Here is a 22570-nt window from a genome sequence, read left to right on the forward strand (position 1 = left end):
GGTCGGGCTTTTTTGTAGCTGACTGCAAAGCACTCAGCCCTGGGTGACCAGTTGCACTACTTGCTGCATGTTCTCGTTACAGGCCCGGGCTTGTTGAAGCATCGCTTCGAAAGGTGCGCTCATGATTTCGTCATGGCTCAACCAGCTGTGCTTTTGCGTCATGGAGTACAGGTAACGGTACTCACCCTTGCTGCGTTTGCTGCTCAGTTCCATGTCAAACCATGGCGAGCTTACTTTGCAGGTCTTGATGTCTTTGGCGACCCTGGCGCCCGAGAGGGTGATGTCGAAGGTGAGTTTCTCCGGATCGGCCATGTACAGATCAGCCAGTTGCCCGGTACGGCGATAGTTCATCAGGCTGTCCCAACGCTCACTCATGAACGCCGGCTTGTAGACGTGCTGCCCGGAGAGGTTTTCCAGCGCACGAAGGTTGGTCAGGGTGGCTTGCACCCTGTAACGCTCGGGCACCACAAAGCCGGTTTTTTCCCTGCTGATCTTGCAGTCGCTGATTTCTTTGCCAAAGTGGTTGCACAGGTTCAGGTCGGTAGCGCTGACCCCTGAATCGGTATCGGCGTAACTGAGTTGCATCAGCGTCATCTGCCCCATTTCGACTTCAGCTGTGGTACGTGCCTGGCCATCGCGATTGAAGTGCTCGAACTTCTTCACCGCCATGCTCAGGCTCGGCTGCTCTTCGGGGATGTGATCCTCTTGCACCTTGCCGTCGGCATCGATCACCAGCGCCCAGCGATTCTGGATGTCGGGCATGCTGCGCCCCGGCAAAAACACCGGATTGGTCGGGTCAAGCCACCAGACCTGGCCATTTACCTGGGCCCGCACGATGGCGTGATTGGCCGCACTGGTGCCCGGCAGCAACAGGCTCATGGGGTTGGAGCCGCGGCTGACCCAGGCCGTTTGCGCCGGTATGCCACTGGCTTTCAACATGGCGGTCAGGAGTACCGAAAGGTCCTTGCAGTCGCCGTAACCGCGCGCCTCGATTTCACTCAGGGTAAACGGCACATAACCACGATCTGTGGCGCGCCAGTCCCCCATGTAGCGGTATTGGTCGTGAATGTATTGCATCAGGCCTGATACTTGCTGCGCAGGCGGCAGGCCCTTGAGCCCGGACACTGCTTTGGCGGCGCTGTCGGGCAGCTTGCCCGTGACAATGTCGTTGTAGCGCCCTGCAAGGTTGCCGAAATGATCCTGTACCTGGCTGGAACTGCCGATTTCCGCCCGTGGCAACTGGCGGATGTAGGCGTTGCCGGCCTCGTTAATGTAGTTCACGAAACGCGGTTTTTTCTGCTCGATGACCAGGCTCTTGTTGTCGGCCGACGGGGTGAACGTGAAGTCTTCCATCAGCTCGCTGCGCCACACGATGGGCTGTTCGGCGGTAAACGTGCTCTTGAAGGCATCGGAACGGGCAGGGGACGGACCAAACGTCATCAGGTAATGGAAATGGTCCATCAGCGGTTTGGCCACCGTATGCTCGCGTACGGTGTAGGCCAGTCGGGTGCCAATGCGCAGGTTCGGGAAAGCAATGGAGGTTTGCCTCGCCCGCAGAAAACCCTGGTCCGGGTTGGGTGCCATGCGTGTATCGATTTGCGACGGATCCAGGGCTACCGGCTTGCCGCCTGGTTGTGTTGATTGCGCGTCGATGATCTCAAGCTGATCGGTTTCGGGGAAGCTGAAATCGATCCGCGAGAGCAGTTCCCGGCCATTGTTGGTGAGAATGGTGTAGCGGTAAGTAGTGGTGCAATCGGTGCTGGTGTCTTTGTTGAAATGGCAGGTTCTTTGCGTTTCGCTGGCCAGGGCAGCTTCTGACTCTGGTTGCAATGCCGCGAACGACGGCAGGCTGACAATCCCCAATGTTGCGCAAATCAATGATTTGCTGAAAGTAAAGCGGTGCATGAGCGCCTCAGGTTTTTTTTCTGAAAACAGCACCCTGCGACCGTTTAATTATCTTGAAATAGAGTTGAAGGGTGCTGCGCGAGCGGCGGATGATAATCGATCGCAACTGCAATATCCACTTTGTCGGACAATTCATCTCGCCATAAGGCCCGCGCTAGAGCCTTCTATCGGGTTTCAGGCGACAGCCAGCGGCTGGCATACATCGACCCATTGCGCGTTGACCAGCTCGGCCATACGCGTAGGGCAAATCTTGACCGCGGTGTGAGTAGCTCCGGCTGCAGGCATGACTTCGCTGTAGCTTTGCAGGGAAATATCGCAATAAACAGGTAGCTCGGTGGCTAGTCCAAAAGGGCAGACGCCGCCCACAGGATGACTGGTGAGTGCTACGACGGTCTCGGCATCGAGCATCTTGGCCTTGCTGCCCAGCGCGTCCTTGATTTTTTTGTTATCGATACGTGCATCGCCACGTGCCACCAGCAGAACATTGCGTTCGCCGACGCGAAAGGCCAGGGTTTTGGCGATTTGACCAGGCTCCACGCCATGGGCCTCAGCGGCCAGAGCGACCGTAGCGGTGCTGGTGGTCAGTTCGATGATGTGCAGGTCAGGGGCGTTGGCGTGAAAAAATGCGCGTACGGATTCAAGGCTCATCAGGCTCGGCTCTCTGGGCAAAAGCCTGAATCTAGAGAAGCCGATGACGCACTGTCAATGCGCCATCGGCGATGTTGCGCTTAGATGTCCAGAATGATCTTGCCGAAATGCTGGTTGGTTTCCTGGTACTTGAACGCCTCGACGATGTCGGTGAGCGGGAAGTGGCGATCAATGACGGGGTGCATGCCATTGGCATTGATGGCGCGAATCATGTCTTGCTGCTGGCTGCGGCTGCCGACCAGTACGCCTTGCAGGCGCACTTGCTTGATCAGCATCGGGACAAAGTTCATGGCGCCACTGACACCGCTGAGGATGCCGATGATCGAGATATGCCCGCCCACCCGGATGGCTATCATCGACTGTTCAAGGGTCGCAGGGCCGCCGACTTCAATGATGTGGTCAACGCCGCGCCCGCCGGTAAGGGCCAGAGCGGTTTCACCCCACTGAGGGTCCTTGCGGTAGTTGATCACGTGGTCTGCTCCCAGCGCTTTGAGGCGCTGCAGCTTTTCATCGCTGGAGGAGGTGGCAATTACCGTGGCGCCGGCCATTTTGGCGAACTGCAGGGCGAAAATCGAAACACCGCCGGTGCCTTGCACCAGCACCGTGTCACCCGGCTTGAGCGAGTCGTCGGCCATCAGCGAGCGCCACGCGGTCAGGCCGGCGGTGGTCAGGGTTGATGCCTCGGCATGGCTCCAGCGGGCAGGGGCCAGGGTGAATGAAGTGGCGCTTGCAGTTACTTGCTCACGGGCATAACCGTCGATGCCATCGCCGGGTACGGTCACAAAACCTTCAACCAGAGGAGTGCCGTCAATCCACTCCGGGAAGAAGGTGCTGACCACCGAATCGCCCACCTTGAATTCGCTGACGTCGGCGCCCACGGCAACCACTTCACCGGCGCCATCGGCCATCGGGATACGGTTTTCGCTTGGGCCCCACATGCCGCTTACTACAGCGAAGTCGTGGTAGTTCAATGAGTTGGCGTGCAAACGTACAGTGATTTCACCGGCACCGGGCGCGCGTGCTTCGCTGTTGCCAACGACAACATTGTGATATCCGCCACCAGGTTGGACGAAGATTGCTTTAGTGCTCATGGGGCTTCCTCATATTTTTACATTGCGCGAAATAACGAAATGTAAGTTCAAAAATTACAACTCGATTTTCAGCCTAGCCGCAAAGTCATCGATCGCCTGCTCATTGCGTCGATAGTAGGTCCACTTGCCGATGCGTGTAGTCAGGACGAAGCCGGCGCGCTGCAAGATAGCCAAATGCGCCGAAGCAGTAGAAGGCGACAGCCCGGCCTTGTGCTGCAAATGGGTCACGCACACGCCAATTGCAGGATCACCGTGATCCTGTGGCGGGAAATTGTTGAGCGGGTCTTTGAGCCACTCCATCATTTGCATGCGAGTGTCATTGCCCAGGGCTTTGAGCTGTTCGAGTATCATGGCTGGGGATGTTACGCTTTTTTACGAAATGTTCAACCCTATGATCCATTGCCCTGTGCCCGCGACAACCGGCCGCAGGCCGGGCGGATGTTTTGCAATTGCAGGATCAATCCTGTATTTGTTGCGCCATTGAGCCAAGGCTCGTCTGTTTTTTGAATCTGCCCATCAGGAACCATGATGCCTAACCAGTTCCCCGCCGTACGTCCGCGCCGCCTGCGCCGTTCCCAGACTCTTCGCGACATGTTTCAGGAAACCGAGTTCAGCCTGAATGATCTGGTATTGCCAATTTTCGTCGAAGAAGAAATCGACGATTTTGTGCCGATCACCAGCATGCCCGGCGTGATGCGTATCCCTGAATCGAAACTGGCCGGTGAAATCGAGCGGTACGCCCGTGCGGGCATCAAGTCGGTGATGCTGTTCGGCGTCTCCCATCATCTGGACGCCACCGGCAGTGATGCCATGCGTGAGGATGGCCTGGTGTCGCGCATGGTGCGTATCAGCAAGGATGCCGCGCCGGATATGGTGGTGATGAGCGATACCTGCTTTTGTGAATACACCTCCCATGGCCATTGCGGTGTGATGCATGATCACGGCGTCGACAATGACGCGACCCTGATCAACCTGGGCAAGCAAGCCGTTGCCGCCGCCGCGGCCGGTGCCGACTTTATCTCGCCTTCAGCCGCCATGGACGGCCAGGTGCAGGCCATCCGCAGCGCTCTGGATGGTGCCGGGTTTACCGATACCTCGATCATGGCGTACTCCACCAAGTTCGCCTCGGCCCTTTATGGCCCGTTCCGCGAAGCGGGTGGCAGTGCGCTCAAGGGCGACCGCAAGTCCTATCAGATGAACCCGATGAACCGCCGCGAAGCAATCCGCGAGTCATTGCTGGACGAGCAGGAAGGCGCAGACGTGCTGATGGTCAAACCTGCCGGTGCCTACCTGGACATCATTCGCGATATCCGCCAGGCATCGCACCTGCCATTGGCGGCGTACCAAGTGAGTGGTGAGTACGCAATGATCAAGTTCGGTGCCCAGGCCGGCGCCATCGACGAGGCTCGCGTAGTGCGCGAGAGCCTTGGCTCGATCAAGCGTGCCGGTGCCGACATGATCCTGACCTACTTTGCGATGGATCTGGCGTTGCAGGGGATTTAAGGGATAGTTGCAAGCTGCAGGCTTCAAGCTAGTTTTATCTGACAGCTTGCAGCTGCTTCATCCCACAAAAGGAACCCTCTCATGCCAGACGCTCGACTCGAACGAATCTTGATCACCAATGACGACGGGATCGACGCCCCTGGCCTTGCAGTGCTGGAAGCGGTCGCCCACGAGTTGGCGGACGAAGTCTGGGTTGTGGCACCTAACCATGACCAGAGTGGTATATCCACGGCAATCAGCATTCATCATCCCTTGCGCGTTACAAAACGTGGCGAGCGGCGATTTTCGGTCTCCGGAACGCCCGCCGACTGTGTCGCCATGGCATTGCAGCAGTTGCTGGACACCCCCCCGCAGCTGTTGCTGTCCGGCATCAACAAAGGCGCCAACCTTGGGGTTGAAACCCTGTTTTCCGGTACCGTGGGCGCTGCCATGACGGGCTTGTTGATGGGCGTTCCGTCCATCGCCTTGAGCCAGTACTTTACTCGTCGCAGCTCGGTGCGCTGGGAAACGGCCCGAGCTCTGGCCCCCGGAGTTATCCGGCAACTGTTGGGCAAGGGCTGGGAGCAGTCGGCGTGCCTGAACATTAACTTCCCTGACGTGCCTGCCGATGAGGCCGGCCCGATCCAGATCACCCGCCAGGGCGCCGGGCGCATGGACGGGGTTGAAGCCATCGAGCGTACCGACTTTCGTGAAGCCAAGTATTATTGGCTGAGCATCACCCGCCACCAGCACCCTGAAGCACTGGATACCGAAACCCGGGTAGTCACCCAGGGCGGTATTTCAGTCACGCCACTGGAATTTGATCGCACCGCCATCGCTTTGCGCGAGCATCTGCGCATGGCGGTTCAAGTCGTCTAAGCCCAATGCGCTGGGTCATCGACGATGGCCTGGTGCCCTTCAAGCACTTTCGGAATCTCCTGCTTCAGGAATTCGACCCAGGTCTTGACCTTGGCATCCAGAAACCGCCGTGAAGGGTAGAGTGCATAGATACTCTTTTCATGCAGCCGGTAGTGCGGCAGCAGGCGCACCAGTGAACCGCGCTGATAAGAGCCTACCGCCACATAATCAGGCAACAGACAGACTCCAAGACCGGCCTCGGCCGCTTTCGCCATGGCCTCAGCCACGTTGACCTGGAAGACGTTACCGGGGCGGATGACTTGCTCGCCCTGATCATCGCGAAAGGTCCAGCTGTCGGTGAACAACGGGTCAACCAGATGCAGGCAGCGGTGCTGGTGCAGATCGTCCGGCACTGTCGGGATATTCCGGCCCTTGAGGTAGGAGGGCGCAGCACTGATAACACTGAAGATGCTGCCCAGCGGCTGGCCGATCAGTTCCGAATCCGGCAGATGGGCCGACAGGGTAATGACCAGGTCATGACCCTCCTCGAGCAGATCGGGCTGGCGTTGCGACAGAGTGAGGTCGACATGAACCTGCGGATACAGCTCCGTGTAACGGGCTACCAGCGGTGCCAGCAGCTGGATACCCAGGCCGGTGGTTGATTGCACACGCAAATGGCCACGGGGGATCAGGTGCGCGCCCGCTGCTTCGGCATTGGCATCCTCAATCTCGCCCAGAATCATCCGGCAGCGTTCCAGATAACGCGTACCCACCTCGGTCAGTGCCAGGCGCCGGGTACTGCGCTGTAACAACCTGGCTTGCAGCGAGGACTCCAGCTCAGACAGCAAGCGTGAAGTTTGCGCCGTTGAATAACCCAGCGCTTGCGCCGCAGCGGTAAAGCTGCCGGTCTCGACTACGCGGACAAACACCCGCATCGCCTGAAAAATATCCATGCCGATTATTACCCCACACGTAAGCGTGCTTTCTTGTGGCGGCAATAATTACACAGTCCAGGAGACTATGTTGTCCTGGCGTGTGTATTCCATGAAAACGGCAAAAATGCATTGTGATTTTGCCTTTTTTTGTGAGGCAATTCTCATTGGATACGCGGGTTTATCCAGTTTTTAATAAAGTCGCTGGATATCGTTTTCCAATTTCTTGCTTTTGTTGTTCTATGTGCTTGTTTTATATAGGTACGAATTTTCCTGGGAATAGCCTGTCAAACACATTGCGTGATCATGTGATAGATACGTCCTCAGCAGCCAGCTTGACAAAGCTTTATCTACAAGGTGCATTCATTTGACTATTCAGCAGCCTCCGCAAGGGCGAAAAGTTGACGCTGAGATCGATGTGTTTGAGTTGATCCACTCTTTATGGCGACAAAAAAAACTGATTGCAGCCACAATGCTAGTCACCGCATTGATGGCATTTGGCTATGTTTTGTTTGCGAAACAGATTTATCAAACCAGCAGCCTGCTGCGTCCTGCAGCCATCAACGAACTTGATGCCCTTAACCGCTCCCAGGTCTATACCCTGCCTGCGGCTGATGCCTTGCTTAAAGTGGGGCTGGCACTTGAGTCTTACGAAAACCGCTTGAACTTTTTTCGCGACCACCCGGATTTGTTCAAACCTCTGCTGCAACCTGGCAGAACCCTGGAGCAAAGCTTCGAAGTGTTTAACCGGGACGCCATCACCCTGGTACAGCCTGCGTCGAACAAGGACAATTCAGAAAGCTCTTATTTAAGGCTGGAACTCACTTACCCGGCTTCTCTCGACGGGGTTGCCATTCTTAATGGTTTTGTCGACTACGCGATCAATAAGCAGCGTGAGCAAATCAGTGCTGATCTCAAGGTAATTATCAGTAACCGGCTTAGAGAGCTGGACGCCCAGATAAATGCTGCACGTTCAAGCTATTTGTCTGATAAACAGGGAAAAATTGCCTCTTTCCTCGAAGCTGATGCCCTCCAGAAGGCCCGGCTGGAGGATGAGTTGAAAGCTTTGCGCCTGCAGCTGAAAATCGAGCGGGAAGCGCGCATCCAGCAGCTTGACGAAGCCATCGCCATTGCCAAATCGCTGGGCATTACCCGCCCGACCACACCCTCGGCGATGGCCGATGCGGCACAGGGCTCGTCGTCCAGACTGGTGCGAACTGAAATCACTTCACAAAGTATCCCTTTGTACTTTATGGGGTCCCAGGCTTTACAGGCCGAGCGCGCAGCACTGCTCAAGCGCACGACAGACGATTTTACCGATGACCGTATCTCGCAGATCCGCAAAAATATTCAATTGCTTGAGGTCAATCGCCAAGTCGAAATGCTCGGTAAACGCTCGAATGAGGATGTATTTCTTAAGGATATCGAGCCCTTGCGTGCCGAAGTCGTGCGTCTTGGTCGTATGAACACGGATATGAGCCATCTCGGGTTGGCCAGTATTGACCGCAAAGCTCAGGTGCCGACTGATCCGGTCAAGCCGAAAAAGGCACTGATTGTGGCTCTGGCCGTGGTGCTGGGTCTGTTGTTGGGGCTGACGATCGCGACCGTGCGCTTCCTCACCCAGCGCCGTCAGCAAGGTGTCAGGCCAGAACTGCCACCGACTTGATCTGCGCCCACAGTAATTGCCCGGTGCGCAGGCCCAGTTGGTCCCGGGAGTAGCGGGTTATGCGGGCAAGCAGGGGAGTGCCGTCTGCATCCAGGCGTATCAGTACATGGGCCTGGTTGTCGGCGGCGGTTTCGCTGACCACCGTTACACGCAAGCTATTGAGGATGCTGCTGTGCTCGGCCGGGTTCAGGCTCAGGCTGATATCCCGCGCCTGCACTTTGACACGCAACGGCTGGCCGATAGCCATTGATGCATGGGTAACCCTCAGGTGCTGGGTGCTGCCGGGCAATTGCAGGGTCAACAGTTGATAATTAAGGTTGTAATTACCCACCCGGCCCTCAATCACCACCCCGGCATCATCCCCTCGCGCCAAAGGCAGGTCGAGCCTGGCCAGGGTTTCGCCGATGGGTCCGCTACCCAGTACCTTGCCATCGTTCAACAGCACAATATGGTCCGCCAGTCGCGCCACCTCGTCCTGGGAATGACTGACGTAGAGCACCGGGATATCCAGCTCAGCGTGCAGACGCTGCAGATAGGGCAGGATTTCGCTCTTGCGCTGGCTGTCCAGCGCGGCCAGGGGTTCGTCCATCAACAGCAGTTTCGGGCTGGTGAGCAAGGCCCGGGCGATACCGACCCGCTGGCGTTCGCCGCCGGACAAGTTGTGCGGCGCCCGCGTCAACAGGTGGGTGATGCCCAGGAGTTCGGTGGCATGGGCAAGATCCACTCGACGTTCCTGATGGGCAATGCGCTTGAGGCCGAATTCAAGATTGGCCCGCACCGACAGGTGGGGGAACAGGCTCGCTTCTTGAAAGATATAGCCCAGCGCCCGCTGGTGCACCGGTACGAAGTGATTGCGCTGGCTGTCTTGCCAGATGTGACCATTGACCTGTACATAAGCCTGGCTGGCCCGTTCGAGACCGGCGATACAGCGCAGACAGGTGGTCTTGCCCGAGCCGGAGTGACCGTAGAGGGCGGTGACCCCCTTGCCCGGCAGTTGCAGGTCCAGGTCGAGAGCAAAACCGGGGTAGCGGTGCTGCAACCGAAGGTTGATCTGCGACGTCATCTTCAGCTCCAGCTGGTATGGGATTTGCGGCTTGAATACAACGCCAGCAGCACCAGAAAGGAAAACACCACCATGGCCCCCGCCAACCAGTGTGCCTGAGCATATTCCAGCGCCTCGACATGATCGTAGATCTGCACCGATACCACGCGGGTTTTGTCCGGGATATTGCCGCCGATCATCAGTACCACACCGAATTCACCCACCGTGTGGGCAAAGCCCAAAATCGCGGCCGTGATAAATCCGGGCCTGGCCAGGGGCAAGACTACGGTGAAAAAGGTGTCCCAGGGATTTGCCCGCAGGGTGGCGGCTACCTCGAGCGGTCTGGGGCCGATGGCCGCAAAAGCGTTCTGCAAAGGCTGTACGACAAAGGGCATGGAATAGATCACCGAGCCGATTACCAGGCCGGCAAAGCTGAAGGTCAGCGTGCCCAGGCCGAGGTACTGGGTGAACTGGCCAACATAACCATGGGGGCCCATGGCCAGCAGCAAATAAAAGCCGATCACGGTGGGCGGCAACACCAGGGGCAGGGCGACGATCGCTCCGATGGGACCACGCAAACGCGAACGCGTATGGGCCAGCCACAAGGCAATCGGAGTGCCGATAATCAGCAGAATCACTGTCGTCAGTGACGCCAGTTGCAGGGTCAGCCAGATTGCAGCGAAGTCAGCACTCGTCAGCGGCATTTACAGGTGGTAACCGTAGGATTTGATGATTGCAGTGGCCTTTGGACCTTTCAGGTAGTCGGCCAGGGCTTTGGCGGCAGGGTTGTGTTCACCTTTTTTGAGGATCACAGCATCCTGGCGGATCGGGTCATGCATCGCTTCAGGGACAATCCAGGCCGAGCCGTCGCTGACTTTGCCGTCTTTGTAAATCTGCGACAAGGCCACAAAACCCAGTTCGGCGTTGCCCGTGGAAACAAACTGGTACGCCTGGGTAATGTTCTGACCTTCAACGATCTTGTTCTTGACCTTATCAGTCAACTCCAGTTTGGCCAGCACTTGCGTAGCTGCCAGGCCGTAGGGCGCAGCCTTGGGGTTGGCAATGGACAGGTGCTTGAACTGATTGGCCAGCAATGCCTTGTCAGTACCGTCAATGTAGCCGTCTTTGGCCGACCACAGCGCCAGGGTGCCTATGGCATAGGTGAAACGCGAGCCCGGAACGATATCGCCTTCCTTTTCCAGTTTCTCGGGGGTGCTGTCATCTGCGGCCAGAAACACTTCGAATGGCGCACCGTTTTTGATCTGGGTGTAGAACTGGCCAGTGGCGCCATAGGCGGCTATCAACTTGTGCCCGGTGTCTTTTTCAAAGTCGCTGGCAATGGCCTGGATAGGCGCCGTGAAGTTGGCGGCGACGGCCACCTGCACTTCATCGGCCTGGGCCGAAGTGAACGCGATACAGCCAAGCAGTGTGGCCAGCGCGCAAGGGATAAAGGGACGGGCACGAAGGTTCATGGCAAAACTCCATTTTTATTGGGATGTAACAGGCGCTGGGAAGATAGCCGCTATATAAAAATATTTACAGCGCTTTGTGAAGCTCGGCCTATGTAAGGAGAGTATGCGGGCATGAGTTGTGGTTCAGCCTGCCTGGCGCAGGGTGATATTGATTCGCTGTTCACCCAGTAACGAATGATGACCGGGCTTGATCGGCATTACCCCGTGAAAGCGCAAACGGTCAACGCCGCCCCAGACCACAATGTCACCGTGGAACAGTGACACCCGCTGGGTCGGATCGCTGCGTTCAAAGCCACCAAACTGAAAGATGGCAGGCAGGCCCAGAGAGATCGAGACAATGGGGGCGGTGCAGGAGCGTTCGTTTTTGTCCTGATGCAACGACATTTTGGCGCCCGGGGCATAGGCATTGATCAGGCAGGCATCGGGGACAAAACCGCTGAAACCTGCAGCGCTGGCCGCCGCTTCAGCCAGTACCAGAAAGGCTTCGGGCATGGCTGGCCAGGGGCGGGAACTTAGCGGGTCGAGCGGGCTGTAGCGGTAACCATGGCGGTCGGTGGTCCAGCCCAGATCGCCGCAACTGCTCAACCGGGCAGACATCGCCAAGCCGCCTGGTGTGTGCATCTGGCGCAAGGGCGACTGCAGCAAAACGCAGTCAAGGGCTGCCAGCAGTTCCTTGACCCGGGGCAGGGCAAACCCGCGAAGCACAAGGGCCTGCTCGCCGATGCGTTCGACGCGGGCGGGCTGTTGCAGGTCCTGCTCGGCAAACAAGTCCACGGCTTACAGCGCCTTGCTGGCCTTGATATCGGTAATCACATCGTCAGCATCGCTGTGGAGCTTCTCAAGGGCTGCGCGGGCTTCTTCTTCGCTGCCGCTCTGGAGCTGGGCAAACTCGAAGCGACGCTCGCCGTTGAGCTTGTACTTGATGACGTACTTGGTGGTTTGCACGGTAATTCCTGCCTGAGGTTTAACGGAGTTTGGAACTGGAGCGACGGACGATCTTGATGGTCGGCTTGAAGCTCGGTTTGCGCGTCACGCTGATTGCCCGAGTGGTCACGGTATCAATAGTGATGTTCCAGAAACCGGTGCTCGGCGCGGTGATTCTGGCCGGGAAATCCTTGAATGCGCCGCCGTGGTAAGAGTGACGACCACCATTTTTAAAACTGCGGAAGTGCGCATCGCTCATCAGGCGAATGTTGCAAGGCTGGGAGCACTCGATGACGACGATGTCGTCTTCGTTGAGGTGCTCGCGCTGGTGAATAAATTTCATGGTGTCTCCAAAAACGTGAATCTGCTGAATAATCAGCACGATAGCATGTGCTTTAGCCCTGTCAGGGGGCTAAAGCCGAGTATTATGCCGTGATGCGGGTGAGTTTGACGTAAAACGTGGATAATCCGCCACTATTGAGTATTTATTCACTATGGCCCGGGAGAAATTCCGCATATCCATTGTCGTAGTGTCTTTAACGGAGAATGTCTATGAAGTGGGGCGTATTAGCGGCGTTGCTGGCCTTGGGTGGCTGTGCATCCGTTACCGATATTGAGCAGACGCTGCCCACCATGAGTGTGATTTCGGGCAAGAAGCCCGACGCCTATGCTCAATGTGTGGTGCAACAACTGTCCAGCACACGCAGGGCACCTCAGATTGAACCGCATAAAGACGGTTTCCGGATCATCGTCCCGCAAAAGCTGACCTCCAATCCAACGGCGGTCATTGATATTGAAGAGCGCTCCGGCGGCAGCAGCATCAAGGTGTACGAAAGCATGTCCAATGTGCCGGTGCGCCCGGGCGATATTCGCAAAGCCGCCACCCACTGCATTTCGGGTGACTGACGCCGTTATTCGGTCAAGCAGTGACAAGAACAGACCTGACGTTGCCGTGTGCAAGGTCAGGTTTTTTTTCGTCCCGTATTGGTAATCGGATCCAAAGTAGTGTTGTGACCATGCAGGAATTCTCCTACGATCCATATGCTTATATTCTGTAGGCCTAAGCATATAACAATAATGGAGCTGGTCATGATTCCACTCAAGCGAACGCTATTGAGCAGCTTCATGCTGCTCGCCGTGAGCAATACCCAGGCACAACCGACCCCCAACATCTACCTGCAGGGCGGCGCCCAGCCAGGTGCCACTGCCTGTATGGCGTGCCACGGTGCCGATGGCATGGGCTTGGCTGCAGCCGGTTTTCCGCGATTAGCCGGTCTTTCTGCCGATTACCTGAGCAAGCAACTGCACGACTTTCAAAGTGGCAAGCGGGTCAGCCCGGTGATGCAGCCCTTGGCCAAGGTCTTGAGCGATTCGGAAATTACCTCGGTGACCGCCGCGATTGCCGCCATGCCGGCGCCGGCTGTACCTGCCATCAACCGTAGCCGCATGCCTGATGGTCTGGGCGAAAAGCTCGCCCTGCGCGGTGCCTGGGATCGCCAGATCCCGGAATGTGTCAGCTGTCATGGCCCGGGCGGGGTGGGGGTGGGGAGCGCCTTCCCGCCGCTGGCCAACCAGCCGGCGATGTACCTCGCGGCACAGTTGAACGCCTGGCGCGACGGCACCCGGCACAACGATCCCAATGATCTGATGGGGCACATTGCCAAGGCCATGACCGAGGATGAAATCAAGGCGGTTGCCGATTATTTCAGCACTGTAGGGCACAAGGAGGTCAAGCCATGAAGTGTCTGCTACTAACCTGTACGGCGTCCTTCCTCCTCAGTGGCGCCGTGCATGCAGCGACCATTGCGATGGAAGATCAATCGCAGATCAAGGTGCCTGCGCCTGCCGAACACATCACCTACTTTCAGCCGCCTCAACAAAGCGAATTGCCCGACAACGCCTACGGCAAAATGGTCATGGACGGCTACGCCCTGTTTGTCGATACCAAGCGTCAGGCTCCGCAGTTTGTCGGCAATGGCCTTAACTGCACCAACTGCCACCTGGATCAGGGGCGTTTGGCCAACTCGGCACCGTTGTGGGGGGCTTACCCCATGTACCCGGCGTACCGCAAGAAAAACGACAAGGTCAATACCTTTGCCGAACGCCTGCAGGGCTGTTTTCAATTCAGCATGAATGGCGGTACCCCACCGGCTGCCGATAGCCGCGAGATCACCGCGCTATCGACCTATGCCTATTGGTTGTCGACCAAGGCGCCTACCGGGGTTGAGTTGCCGGGGCGGGGTTATCCCGATGTACCCGAGCCCAAGGGGGGTTACAACCTGATCAGTGGTGCCGCGCTGTACAAGGATCAATGTGCCGTCTGCCATGGTGACAACGGGCAGGGACAAAAGGTGGGAGAGGACTATGTGATGCCGCCATTATGGGGCAAGGACTCCTACAACTGGGGAGCCGGCATGCACCGGATCAATACAGCGGCATCGTTTATCAAGCACAACATGCCACTGGGCAAAGCCAACAGCTTGAGTGACGAGCAGGCGTGGAATGTGGCGGCGTACGTCAATACCCACGAACGGCCACAGGACCCGCGACTGGTCGAGGGTTCAGTGGAAAAAACCCGGTTGAAGTTTCACGCCAATGACGGCGTCAACGTTTATGGGCAAACCGTTAATGGCGTTTTGATTGGCCAGGGCACCGAGTAACCGCTGACACCGCTAAGGACTTGCGCTTTAGCGGTGTTCATTTACTTGCAGGCCACCACAATAGTGCGGCTTTTGAAATTGCCTACATCGACGCCCAAAGTTTTCTCGCTTTGTGCAAGCGCAGGCGTACCTTCGGTGGCAATGATGCTATAGCCCGTACCGGCACACGAGGCGTCGGCTTTCTCGTAGCACTTGGCCCAGGACATGACCTCGCCAGAACAGTCTATGCTCAATGCTTGTTTGCCGTCTGCCAGGTAAGTGCTGGATGCAGTCGCGCACCCAGCCAACGTCACCAATGCGAGCAGTGTCAGAACGTTCTTCATCTGGGGAACCATCACATAAGTGGAGTTGCTGTTATTTTTTGCTGCGTCGGGCTGCTGGCTCAGGCTGGTCCTGAAACACCGAGGCTACTTCTGCTGCGGCCTGTTGTGAGCTGAACGGTCCGGCAACGTTTTCGCCGGATGCAGAAAACACGCACCATTGGCCCGATTCATCGGGTTTGATCTCATAACCGTTAACGCTGATTGTTGCTGACATCGAAGAGCTGCCTGATTGGCTGGATTAATGGCGTGATAATAACGCAAGGGCATCACGGGTAGTGTTAAACACGACAAGGCACCCTTCAAATTCAATCGCCAAGGAACTAACGGGCAAAATATTTATCTAGGTTGGCATCAGTTTGCTCTCAAGAAGCATTGTAACGTCGATGCTGCCTGATTAGACTGCGCCAAATTTGGAACGTACAGCCCTTTAAAGGACTCATATGATCAAGAAATGCTTGTTCCCAGCAGCCGGTTACGGCACTCGCTTTTTGCCAGCGACCAAGGCCATGCCTAAAGAAATGCTGCCGGTGGTGAACAAGCCACTGATCCAGTACGGGGTTGAAGAAGCACTGGACGCTGGCTTGACTGAAATCTCCATCGTAACGGGCCGCGGCAAGCGTGCCCTGGAAGACCACTTTGACATCAGCTACGAGCTGGAAAACCAGATCAAGGGTACTGATAAAGAGAAGTACCTGGTCGGTATCCGCCGCCTGCTGAGCGAGTGTTCGTTCTCGTATACCCGTCAAACCGAAATGAAAGGCCTGGGTCACGCGATTCTGACCGGTCGCCCGCTGATCGGCGACGAACCTTTCGCCGTAGTGCTGGCGGACGACTTGTGCGTCAACCTGGAAGGCGACGGCGTGCTGACGCAGATGGTCAAGTTGTACAACCAGTACCGTTGCACCATCATCGCGATTCAGGAAGTTGATCCTGCAGAGACCAACAAGTATGGCGTGATCGCTGGCGAAATGATCGGTGATGACCTGTACCGCGTGCGCAACATGGTTGAAAAACCGGCACCTGAAGATGCGCCGTCGAACCTGGCCATTATCGGCCGTTACATCCTGACTCCGGACATCTTCGATCTGATCAAGCAGACCGAGCCGGGTAAAGGCGGCGAAATCCAGATCACCGACGCCCTGATGAAACAGGCACAAAACGGTTGCGTGATCGCTTACAAATTCAAGGGCCAGCGCTTTGACTGCGGCGGCGCTGAAGGCTACATCGAAGCAACCAATTTCTGCTTCGAAAACTTCTACAAAACCGGCAAAGCTTACTGATAACGGCCAGTTGTAGAACGCTTTAAGAGAAAGCCACCCTCGGGTGGCTTTTTCGTTTTTTTGCTGTCGGCAACTTCCCGCGCTGGTCAATCGCGCAGGAGCGATTATGCTGATGGCCTGCCTAGGAGAGAGAAATGGCCTACGAATTTGATCTGTTTGTAATTGGTGCGGGTTCCGGCGGTGTGCGTGCTGCACGTTTTGCCGCAGGTTTCGGTGCAAAAGTGGCCGTAGCAGAAAGCCGTTACTTGGGTGGCACCTGCGTCAACGTGGGTTGCGTGCCGAAAAAGCTGCTGGTTTACGGCGCACACTTTGCCGAGGACTTCGAGCAGGCCTCGGGGTTTGGCTGGAGCCTGGGCGAAGCCGACTTTGACTGGGCGACCCTGATCGCCAACAAAGACCGCGAGATCAATCGTCTCAACGGTATTTATCGCAACCTGCTGGTCAACAGCGGCGTGACGTTGATTGAAGGCCACGCCAAAATCACCGGCCCCAACGAAGTGGAAATCAACGGTCAGCGTCATAGTGCCAAGCACATCCTGATCGCTACCGGGGGTTGGCCACAGATCCCGGAAATCCCGGGCCATGAACATGCAATCAGCTCCAATGAGGCATTTTTCCTCAAGGAACTGCCCAAGCGCGTGCTGGTGGTGGGCGGTGGCTATATTGCTGTCGAATTTGCGGGGATTTTCCACGGCCTGGGCGCGAAAACCTCGTTGCTGTATCGCGGTGACATGTTCCTGCGTGGCTTTGACGGTGCTGTGCGCAAGCACTTGCACGAAGAGCTGGTCAAGCGCGGCATGGACGTACAGTTCAACGCCGATATCGAGCGGATCGACAAGCAGGCTGATGGCAGCCTCAAGGCTACGCTCAAGGATGGTCGCGAGCTGATCGCCGATTGCGTGTTCTACGCTACCGGGCGTCGGCCGATGCTCGACAACCTGGGCCTGGAAAACACCGGGGTCAAACTCGACAAGCGCGGTTTTGTCGAAGTGGATGACTTGTACCAGAGCGCCGAGCCGTCGATCCTGGCCATTGGCGATGTGATTGGTCGTGTGCAACTGACCCCGGTGGCGCTGGCTGAAGGTATGGCCGTGGCCCGTCGCCTGTTCAAGCCTGAGCAATATCGCCCGGTGGATTACCAAATGATCCCGACGGCGGTGTTCAGCCTGCCCAACATTGGCACCGTAGGCCTGAGCGAAGAACAGGCTGTTGAAGCGGGGCACAAGGTGCAGATTTTCGAAAGCAGCTTCCGCCCGATGAAACTGACCCTGACCGAGTGTCAGGAACGTACGTTGATGAAGCTGGTGGTGGATGCTGACACCGACAAGGTGCTCGGTTGCCATATGGTCGGGCCTGAGGCGGGAGAGATCGTGCAGGGACTGGCGATTGCCTTGAAAGCAGGGGCGACCAAACAGCACTTCGACGAAACTATCGGGGTACACCCGACGGCCGCTGAAGAGTTCGTGACCATGCGCACGCCGGTCAAACGCTAAAAACGGTTATTTGCTTTTGCAATAACCAGCCGAGAGCCCCCTCACCCCAACCCTCTCCCAGAGGGAGCTGATTTTCTGTGGTCTTGAAATCGCGTGCGGTCAGTCCCCTCTCCCTCCGGGAGAGGGCTAGGGTGAGGGGCTTTCAGCCGATAATCTGCTAATTACTACCTGAAATCCGCATACGGAATCAAAGGCTGCACCGGCATCGGCAAGTTGCCTTGCCATACATCGAAGGTATAGCGCAGGTACAGCATCGCCCGGCTCGGCGCATAGCTGTCACTGTGCTGATAGAGCAAGCCCCCCCCAGCACCAGATGATCCGACAACCTGCGCTCCACCAGCCCTTGCAGGCGGTAACCAATGCCCGTGCTGCTGCCGCTTGACGACTGCCCCAGGCCATCGGCCAGTTTGAAGCCTTGCTCGTCCAGGCCCTGGATCAGTTTGTCGTTCAGCCCGCTAAGCGGGTAGAGGTCGTGGGCGTCGGTCTTGGCATACGACCAGCTCACCGAGCTTTCCAGTGACACCGACCAGTTGGCAGTACGGAAGGCGTAGTTGAGCGGCACACCGATCGAGTAATACTTCTGCGGGCTGTAGTAACCGCCCTGGCCCAGGGTGTATTCGCTCGAATCATGGTCATAGCCCCAGTACATCAGGGTCAGGCCGGTGCGCATGCGCTCGTCGGCACGTTCCACCAAACGGTAGTAATAACCGGCCATGGCTGTGTTCTTGTGGTTGTTTTCCACGTTCTTGCCACGCAACCAGTGCTGGCCCAGGCTCGCCCATACCCCGTCTACGCCACCTTCGTCGTGGCTCAGGCTCAGGGTCACGCCGTTGGAGGTGACACCGCCCCAGGTAATGCCGGTAACGGGATCGGTGGCACCGGCATAGGACAGGATCGAGTTACTCAAGGGACGACGCGAGCCGGTCAGGGTCCAGCCCACCGAGCCGATCTTGCTGCTGTAGGCAACACCGCCCAGCCAGTTGGGCACTTTGAAATTATCCGGGGTGCGGCCGATATCAACGTTCCACACCTCGTTCTTCCAGCCTGCGGCCATCATGGTGCCATTTGCGGATTGGGAACTGTCGGCGCAACCCGATAAGTCCGGCCCGTCGGTGCCCTTGCGGTTGTACTTGACGTTGCAGGTGCCGTAATTCTCGCGCACCTGACCATCAGGATCCGCGTCGAACTTGCCCGCATCCATGTTCAACTGCTCTGCTCGCAGAAAACCCGTGCCATCGGCCACCGGCAGATCCAGTTGCAGAATGGTGGTGCGGGTGTCGGTGTCCGAAGTACCGGCTGAAGCATTGTCCGAACGCCAGCCATAGTCGGTATACAGATGCAGGGTCGGGGTTTGCCGCTGGTATAGCTCGTCCACGTCACTGCGCAGGCTGCGGGCCAGCCACTGGTCATCATCTTTTTCGCGGCTGGCCATGGTCATGGCCCGGTTGTCCCGGGGGCTGCCCTGTTGCGGAGTAATCAGGCCCGCGGCAGCCATGCTTTTAGCGTAGTAATCCAACGCCTGTTGCGGGTCCTTGGCGGCACTGAGCCGCGCGGCATCGCGGTACATCAGCGGGTCAACCTGGGGTGACTGTAGCAACTGTGCATAGATGGCCTGAGCTTTGTCGGGCTCGCCTACACCGGCCCAGGCATTGGCCACGCGACGTTGCTGGGACGGGGTCAACGGCGTGCCGGGGGCAGGGGTGAGCTGCGCCAGTTGCTGGCGCGCCTCAGGCAACTGCTTGCTGGCAATCAGGGTTTCAATTTGCCCCAGCTGCGCCTCGGTATTGCCCGGGTTTTTTTTCAGTACCTCGCGGTACAGACTCTGTGCCTGCGCATAGTCACCGCGCTCCTGGGCCCAGCCGGCAATGGTCATCTGGTCGTCGGGGCTGTTGTCCTGTATCAGCAGGGCGATGGCCTGGGGCTCTTGCCCGGCGGCACGCAGGCTTTCGGCACGGGCCACCAGTACGTTGCGCTGCAGGCGCGTATCAAGTTCACGCATGGAATCAGTCCATTGCGTCCGGGGCAGTTGCGCCATCACGTTGAGGGCGCTGGCATCTCGGTCGCTGGAGGACAGATAAAGAGCGTAGGCATACACCGCTTCAGGGTTTTTGCCCTGGCGGGCCATCAGCTGTTTGAAGCTGTCGTCGGCCGCGCCGGGCTGACCGGTTTCGCGCTGGGCATTGGCCAGGCGATAAGTGACCCAAGGCTCGTCGGGGCTGAAGTTGCGAATTTTGCCGAGCAAGGTGACCACTTGTGGCCAATCCTTGCGCTCGGTAGCGGCGTCGGCCTGTCGGTTCAGTTCGTCCAGTTCGATGCTCTGGCGCAGGCTGGCGAATTGCTTCTGGCTGGCAGGCGGCAGGCGATCAAGGAACGCCTTGGCCTTCTGCGGGTCTTGCGCGCTGTACAGACGCATCAGGCCACGCACCGCGCTGCCATTGCCGGGCTCCAGGCGGCGGGCTTGCAACAGCAAGGCCTCGGCCTGGATGTCGTCGTGCTCGGCCTGGGCCACACTGGCCAGGCCGATCAGCGGGTCGGCATCGCCAGGTTTGGTCTTGCGTGCCTGGGTGAAAGCGGTGCGCGCTGCGGGCAGGTTGTTCTGCTCCAGGGCCTTGTCGCCCTGGCTGAGCAGCATGCGGTAGCGGCTGGCATCCATCAGGTCTTGCCACTTGCTGATATTGGAGGTGTCCTGTTCTTTGCTTCGTGCGGTGGCAAAGTTGCTATTGGCCTCGGCATAGCGGCCCTGGCGAAACTGCGCCATGCCCAGGGCACCGTAAAGGGTCGGGTCGTCGGGGTATTGCTTCAGAGCTCGGCGCAGCAGGCCTTCAGCGGCTGCGGGGCTACGCGACTGATCAATCATTTGCTTGCCCTGGGCACCGGCAGTCCATGCCGGGTCATTGAGCAACTGCTCCTGTTTTTTCAGGTTCTGGTTGGCCTGGGCGATCAGCGGCGAGTTCGGGTAGCGGTCGATAAAGCCCTTCCAGGCCTGCGCCGAGCTGCGGTCCACCGGCAGGGTGCTGAGGTAGGTGAACTCTCGTTCGGCTGCCTGGTTGCTGGCGACCGGATCTTTGGCCAGTTGCTGCAGGACGACCAGGGCTTCTGGCGCCCGGTCTTCGCGGAACAACAAATCAGCCAGGGTTTGACGCAGGCCGGGGTTGCCCGGGTACTGCTTGTCAAGGGTACGCAGCTGCTCGATAACCTGTGGGCGCTGGCCCTGGATATTGCTGCGAATGCGCAGGTATTCCAGTGCCGTGGCGAAATCCGGCGGGGCATTGCCAAACAGGCGCTCGAAGATTGCGGCCGCTTCTTCAGGGCGACCGGCGGCGGCAAACAGGCGCGCCTGTTGCAGGTCTTTCTGGCTTTGCGGGTCTTGCAGTTTCATCAGGCTCTGGGCCTGACGCAAGGCTGGCGAATCCGGGGCGACATTCTGCAACTGGGCCAGACGCTGCTTGGCCAGTTCGGGGTTTTTCTCCAGCAATGCCTGGCGTATCGAAGCTACCAGCGCTTGCGGGTTGTTGGGTGAGATCAATTGCAGGCGGGCCAGCGAGTCACGTACCAGGTCTTCACGGTACATAGCCTCGCCGATGCGCACCTGCTCCAGTAGCCATTGTTGCTGCTCCTGCACCGTGCTCGGTTGTGCAATGGCTGCAGTGGACAAACCACTGAGCAGGAACGCCCACGTTGTTATTTTTGGCATGTTTTGATCCACGAAGGTAAAAGCTGTCCATCCTTGTCAAAGCGATAGCGTTGTTCATCCCAGCTCTGACCAAACAGCAGCAGTGACTGGTTGTAATAAGCATCGGCCGCAGGCGGCTGTTGCTTGATCCTTTCCCGTTGTACGGCCAGGGCCGGGGAGTCCAGGCTGGCCAGTAGCGGCAGCATGGCGGCGGAAAACCCCACCGGCCCGGTACCGGTGTATTTGCCGGTGACAGCATTGACGCTTTCCGGCACATAACCCAGGGTCTGGGTGAGGCTGGCCATGGGCGCAAAATGCTGCTGCAGGGTCTGGCGATTCGCCGCGTCCTGGGCCAGCATGCCGACCCACAGGTAGACGCGAATGGCATCGTAGTCACCCAGCGAACCTTCCTTGCTGTCCGCAGCCCAACCGCTACCGGCTTTCCACAATAGCCAGTCCGGGGCAAAGCCCTTGGGCGAGGTCTCGATCAGCATGCGTTGCTGGTTGTTCGCCAGTTCGGCCCAGATCGGTGAGATCCGGGCAAAACGGGCCAGCAATTGCGGTGGCAAATAGCTGGGGTTGAGGCGCCAGCCTTTGCCGTTGTCAAAACCGACATCGCCGGGCAACAGCATCAGGCCCAACCCTGGCAGTTTGCGCAGGCTTTGTGCGGCGCTGCGCCAAAGCATGTTCTGCCCCAGCGCCACATACTCGGGCCATTGCCACAGTCGCCCGGCTTCGAGCAGGCTGTAGGCGATCCACAGGTCGGCATCGCTGGCATTGTTGCTGTCCAGGATCTGCCACTTGCCGTTTTTCCCCAGGCCCCACTGCCAGGCGGGCAGATGAGCCTCAAGGCTGCCCCCTGCGAGGTTGTTGCGGGTCCATTGGAGAATGCTCGCAAAGCTTTTTTTGTCGTTGCCCAGCAAGGCAAAGAACAACCCGTAGCTCTGACCTTCCGAGGTGGTGATCATTTGCGCCGACGAGTCATCGATAATGCGCCCGTCGCTGCTCAACATGGCCTTCTTGTAACTGTCCCAGGCGGGCCAGTTACAAGATTGCGCACTCGCTACCTGAGGCAGCAGCCCCAGGGTCGAGGTCATGGCGAGTACCGCCAGCCGTTTCAT

At 57.9% G+C, this 22570-nt stretch carries 22 protein-coding genes and 1 pseudogene; 8 read left to right on the forward strand and 15 right to left on the reverse strand.

All coding sequences use genetic code 11. The features are described 5' to 3' along the window. Positions 1-33: 33 nt before the first annotated feature. The 4 genes from CJU81_RS10690 to CJU81_RS10705 all read right to left on the reverse strand — a co-directional run bounded on the left by CJU81_RS10690 (position 34) and on the right by CJU81_RS10705 (position 3995). Entirely contained in the window at positions 34-1905 is a 1872-nt protein-coding gene (locus CJU81_RS10690; RefSeq protein ID WP_095036558.1) for a DUF3857 domain-containing transglutaminase family protein, read from the reverse strand. A 174-nt stretch (positions 1906-2079) separates the two neighbouring features. Beyond that, complete coding sequence (locus CJU81_RS10695; protein WP_095029377.1) at positions 2080-2553, reverse strand: YbaK/EbsC family protein; 474 nt, start codon at positions 2551-2553, stop codon at positions 2080-2082. 80 nt (positions 2554-2633) lie between these two features. After that, positions 2634-3644: a zinc-dependent alcohol dehydrogenase family protein gene (locus tag CJU81_RS10700; RefSeq protein WP_095036559.1), complete on the reverse strand. Its 1011-nt coding sequence runs from the start codon at positions 3642-3644 to the stop codon at positions 2634-2636. Positions 3645-3698: 54 nt separating this feature from the next. Beyond that, the gene (locus CJU81_RS10705) at positions 3699-3995 is read right to left on the reverse strand and encodes an ArsR/SmtB family transcription factor (RefSeq protein ID WP_095036560.1); all 297 of its coding nucleotides are present in this window, start codon (positions 3993-3995) and stop codon (positions 3699-3701) included. A gap of 177 nt (positions 3996-4172) precedes the next feature. Between CJU81_RS10705 and hemB the strand changes: the two genes are divergently transcribed. Beyond that, entirely contained in the window at positions 4173-5147 is a 975-nt protein-coding gene (gene hemB / locus CJU81_RS10710; protein ID WP_095000174.1) for a porphobilinogen synthase, read from the forward strand. Between the two features lie 81 nt (positions 5148-5228). Next, on the forward strand, positions 5229-6005 hold the full coding sequence (gene surE, locus CJU81_RS10715) for a 5'/3'-nucleotidase SurE (protein ID WP_095036561.1): 777 nt from the start codon (positions 5229-5231) through the stop codon (positions 6003-6005). Here the strand turns inward: surE and CJU81_RS10720 are convergent. Further along, the gene (locus CJU81_RS10720) at positions 6002-6937 is read right to left on the reverse strand and encodes a LysR family transcriptional regulator (RefSeq protein ID WP_095036562.1); all 936 of its coding nucleotides are present in this window, start codon (positions 6935-6937) and stop codon (positions 6002-6004) included. The two genes, surE and CJU81_RS10720, sit on opposite strands and share 4 nt — an antisense overlap. 397 nt (positions 6938-7334) lie before the next feature. Between CJU81_RS10720 and CJU81_RS10725 the strand changes: the two genes are divergently transcribed. After that, positions 7335-8582 (forward strand): GNVR domain-containing protein, encoded by a 1248-nt coding sequence (locus CJU81_RS10725; RefSeq protein ID WP_095036592.1) that lies wholly within the window; start codon positions 7335-7337, stop codon positions 8580-8582. Here CJU81_RS10725 and modC read toward each other — a convergent pair. The 6 genes from modC to CJU81_RS10755 all read right to left on the reverse strand — a co-directional run bounded on the left by modC (position 8557) and on the right by CJU81_RS10755 (position 12363). Continuing rightward, on the reverse strand, positions 8557-9645 hold the full coding sequence (modC, locus tag CJU81_RS10730) for a molybdenum ABC transporter ATP-binding protein (protein WP_095036563.1): 1089 nt from the start codon (positions 9643-9645) through the stop codon (positions 8557-8559). The genes CJU81_RS10725 and modC overlap by 26 nt on opposite strands. Positions 9646-9647: 2 nt before the next feature. Next, a complete protein-coding gene (gene modB / locus CJU81_RS10735; RefSeq protein WP_095036564.1) occupies positions 9648-10328 on the reverse strand; it encodes a molybdate ABC transporter permease subunit in 681 nt (226 codons plus the stop codon). Further along, a complete protein-coding gene (gene modA, locus CJU81_RS10740) occupies positions 10329-11096 on the reverse strand; it encodes a molybdate ABC transporter substrate-binding protein (protein ID WP_095036565.1) in 768 nt (255 codons plus the stop codon). Positions 11097-11219: 123 nt separating this feature from the next. Then, complete coding sequence (gene alkB, locus CJU81_RS10745; protein WP_095036566.1) at positions 11220-11870, reverse strand: DNA oxidative demethylase AlkB; 651 nt, start codon at positions 11868-11870, stop codon at positions 11220-11222. A 3-nt stretch (positions 11871-11873) separates the two neighbouring features. After that, complete coding sequence (locus tag CJU81_RS24045; RefSeq protein ID WP_095036567.1) at positions 11874-12041, reverse strand: hypothetical protein; 168 nt, start codon at positions 12039-12041, stop codon at positions 11874-11876. 19 nt (positions 12042-12060) lie between these two features. Further along, complete coding sequence (locus tag CJU81_RS10755) at positions 12061-12363, reverse strand: DUF1883 domain-containing protein (protein WP_016780934.1); 303 nt, start codon at positions 12361-12363, stop codon at positions 12061-12063. A gap of 209 nt (positions 12364-12572) precedes the next feature. Here CJU81_RS10755 and CJU81_RS10760 point away from each other — a divergent pair, with 209 nt between their 5' ends. The 3 genes from CJU81_RS10760 (at position 12573) to CJU81_RS10770 (ending at position 14680) form a co-directional block, all read left to right on the forward strand. Beyond that, complete coding sequence (locus CJU81_RS10760) at positions 12573-12926, forward strand: hypothetical protein (RefSeq protein WP_095000183.1); 354 nt, start codon at positions 12573-12575, stop codon at positions 12924-12926. Positions 12927-13109: 183 nt separating this feature from the next. Continuing rightward, positions 13110-13760 (forward strand): c-type cytochrome, encoded by a 651-nt coding sequence (locus tag CJU81_RS10765; RefSeq protein WP_095036568.1) that lies wholly within the window; start codon positions 13110-13112, stop codon positions 13758-13760. Next, on the forward strand, positions 13757-14680 hold the full coding sequence (locus CJU81_RS10770) for a c-type cytochrome (RefSeq protein ID WP_095036569.1): 924 nt from the start codon (positions 13757-13759) through the stop codon (positions 14678-14680). Before CJU81_RS10765 ends, CJU81_RS10770 begins: the two co-directional genes overlap by 4 nt. A gap of 41 nt (positions 14681-14721) precedes the next feature. Here CJU81_RS10770 and CJU81_RS10775 read toward each other — a convergent pair whose 3' ends face one another. Together CJU81_RS10775 and CJU81_RS10780 are read right to left on the reverse strand one after the other, a co-directional pair. Continuing rightward, positions 14722-15003, reverse strand: coding sequence for a hypothetical protein (locus CJU81_RS10775; RefSeq protein WP_095036570.1), 282 nt, complete (start codon positions 15001-15003; stop codon positions 14722-14724). Between the two features lie 31 nt (positions 15004-15034). Continuing rightward, entirely contained in the window at positions 15035-15217 is a 183-nt protein-coding gene (locus CJU81_RS10780) for a hypothetical protein (protein WP_095036571.1), read from the reverse strand. Positions 15218-15443: 226 nt separating this feature from the next. On the opposite strand from CJU81_RS10780, the gene galU reads away from it, so the two are divergent. Together galU and gorA are read left to right on the forward strand one after the other, a co-directional pair. Then, positions 15444-16283: a UTP--glucose-1-phosphate uridylyltransferase GalU gene (galU, locus tag CJU81_RS10785; protein WP_095036572.1), complete on the forward strand. Its 840-nt coding sequence runs from the start codon at positions 15444-15446 to the stop codon at positions 16281-16283. Between the two features lie 134 nt (positions 16284-16417). Then, entirely contained in the window at positions 16418-17776 is a 1359-nt protein-coding gene (gene gorA, locus CJU81_RS10790; protein ID WP_095036573.1) for a glutathione-disulfide reductase, read from the forward strand. A gap of 164 nt (positions 17777-17940) precedes the next feature. Here gorA and bcsC read toward each other — a convergent pair. Next, positions 17941-21470 (reverse strand): annotated as a pseudogene (gene bcsC, locus CJU81_RS10795) (cellulose synthase complex outer membrane protein BcsC). Next, entirely contained in the window at positions 21458-22570 is a 1113-nt protein-coding gene (bcsZ, locus tag CJU81_RS10800) for a cellulose synthase complex periplasmic endoglucanase BcsZ (RefSeq protein WP_095036574.1), read from the reverse strand. The pseudogene bcsC and the gene bcsZ overlap by 13 nt, the downstream one beginning before the upstream one ends.

It is taken from the genome of Pseudomonas fragi (assembly GCF_002269505.1).
Lineage (GTDB): Bacteria > Pseudomonadota > Gammaproteobacteria > Pseudomonadales > Pseudomonadaceae > Aquipseudomonas > Aquipseudomonas fragi_D.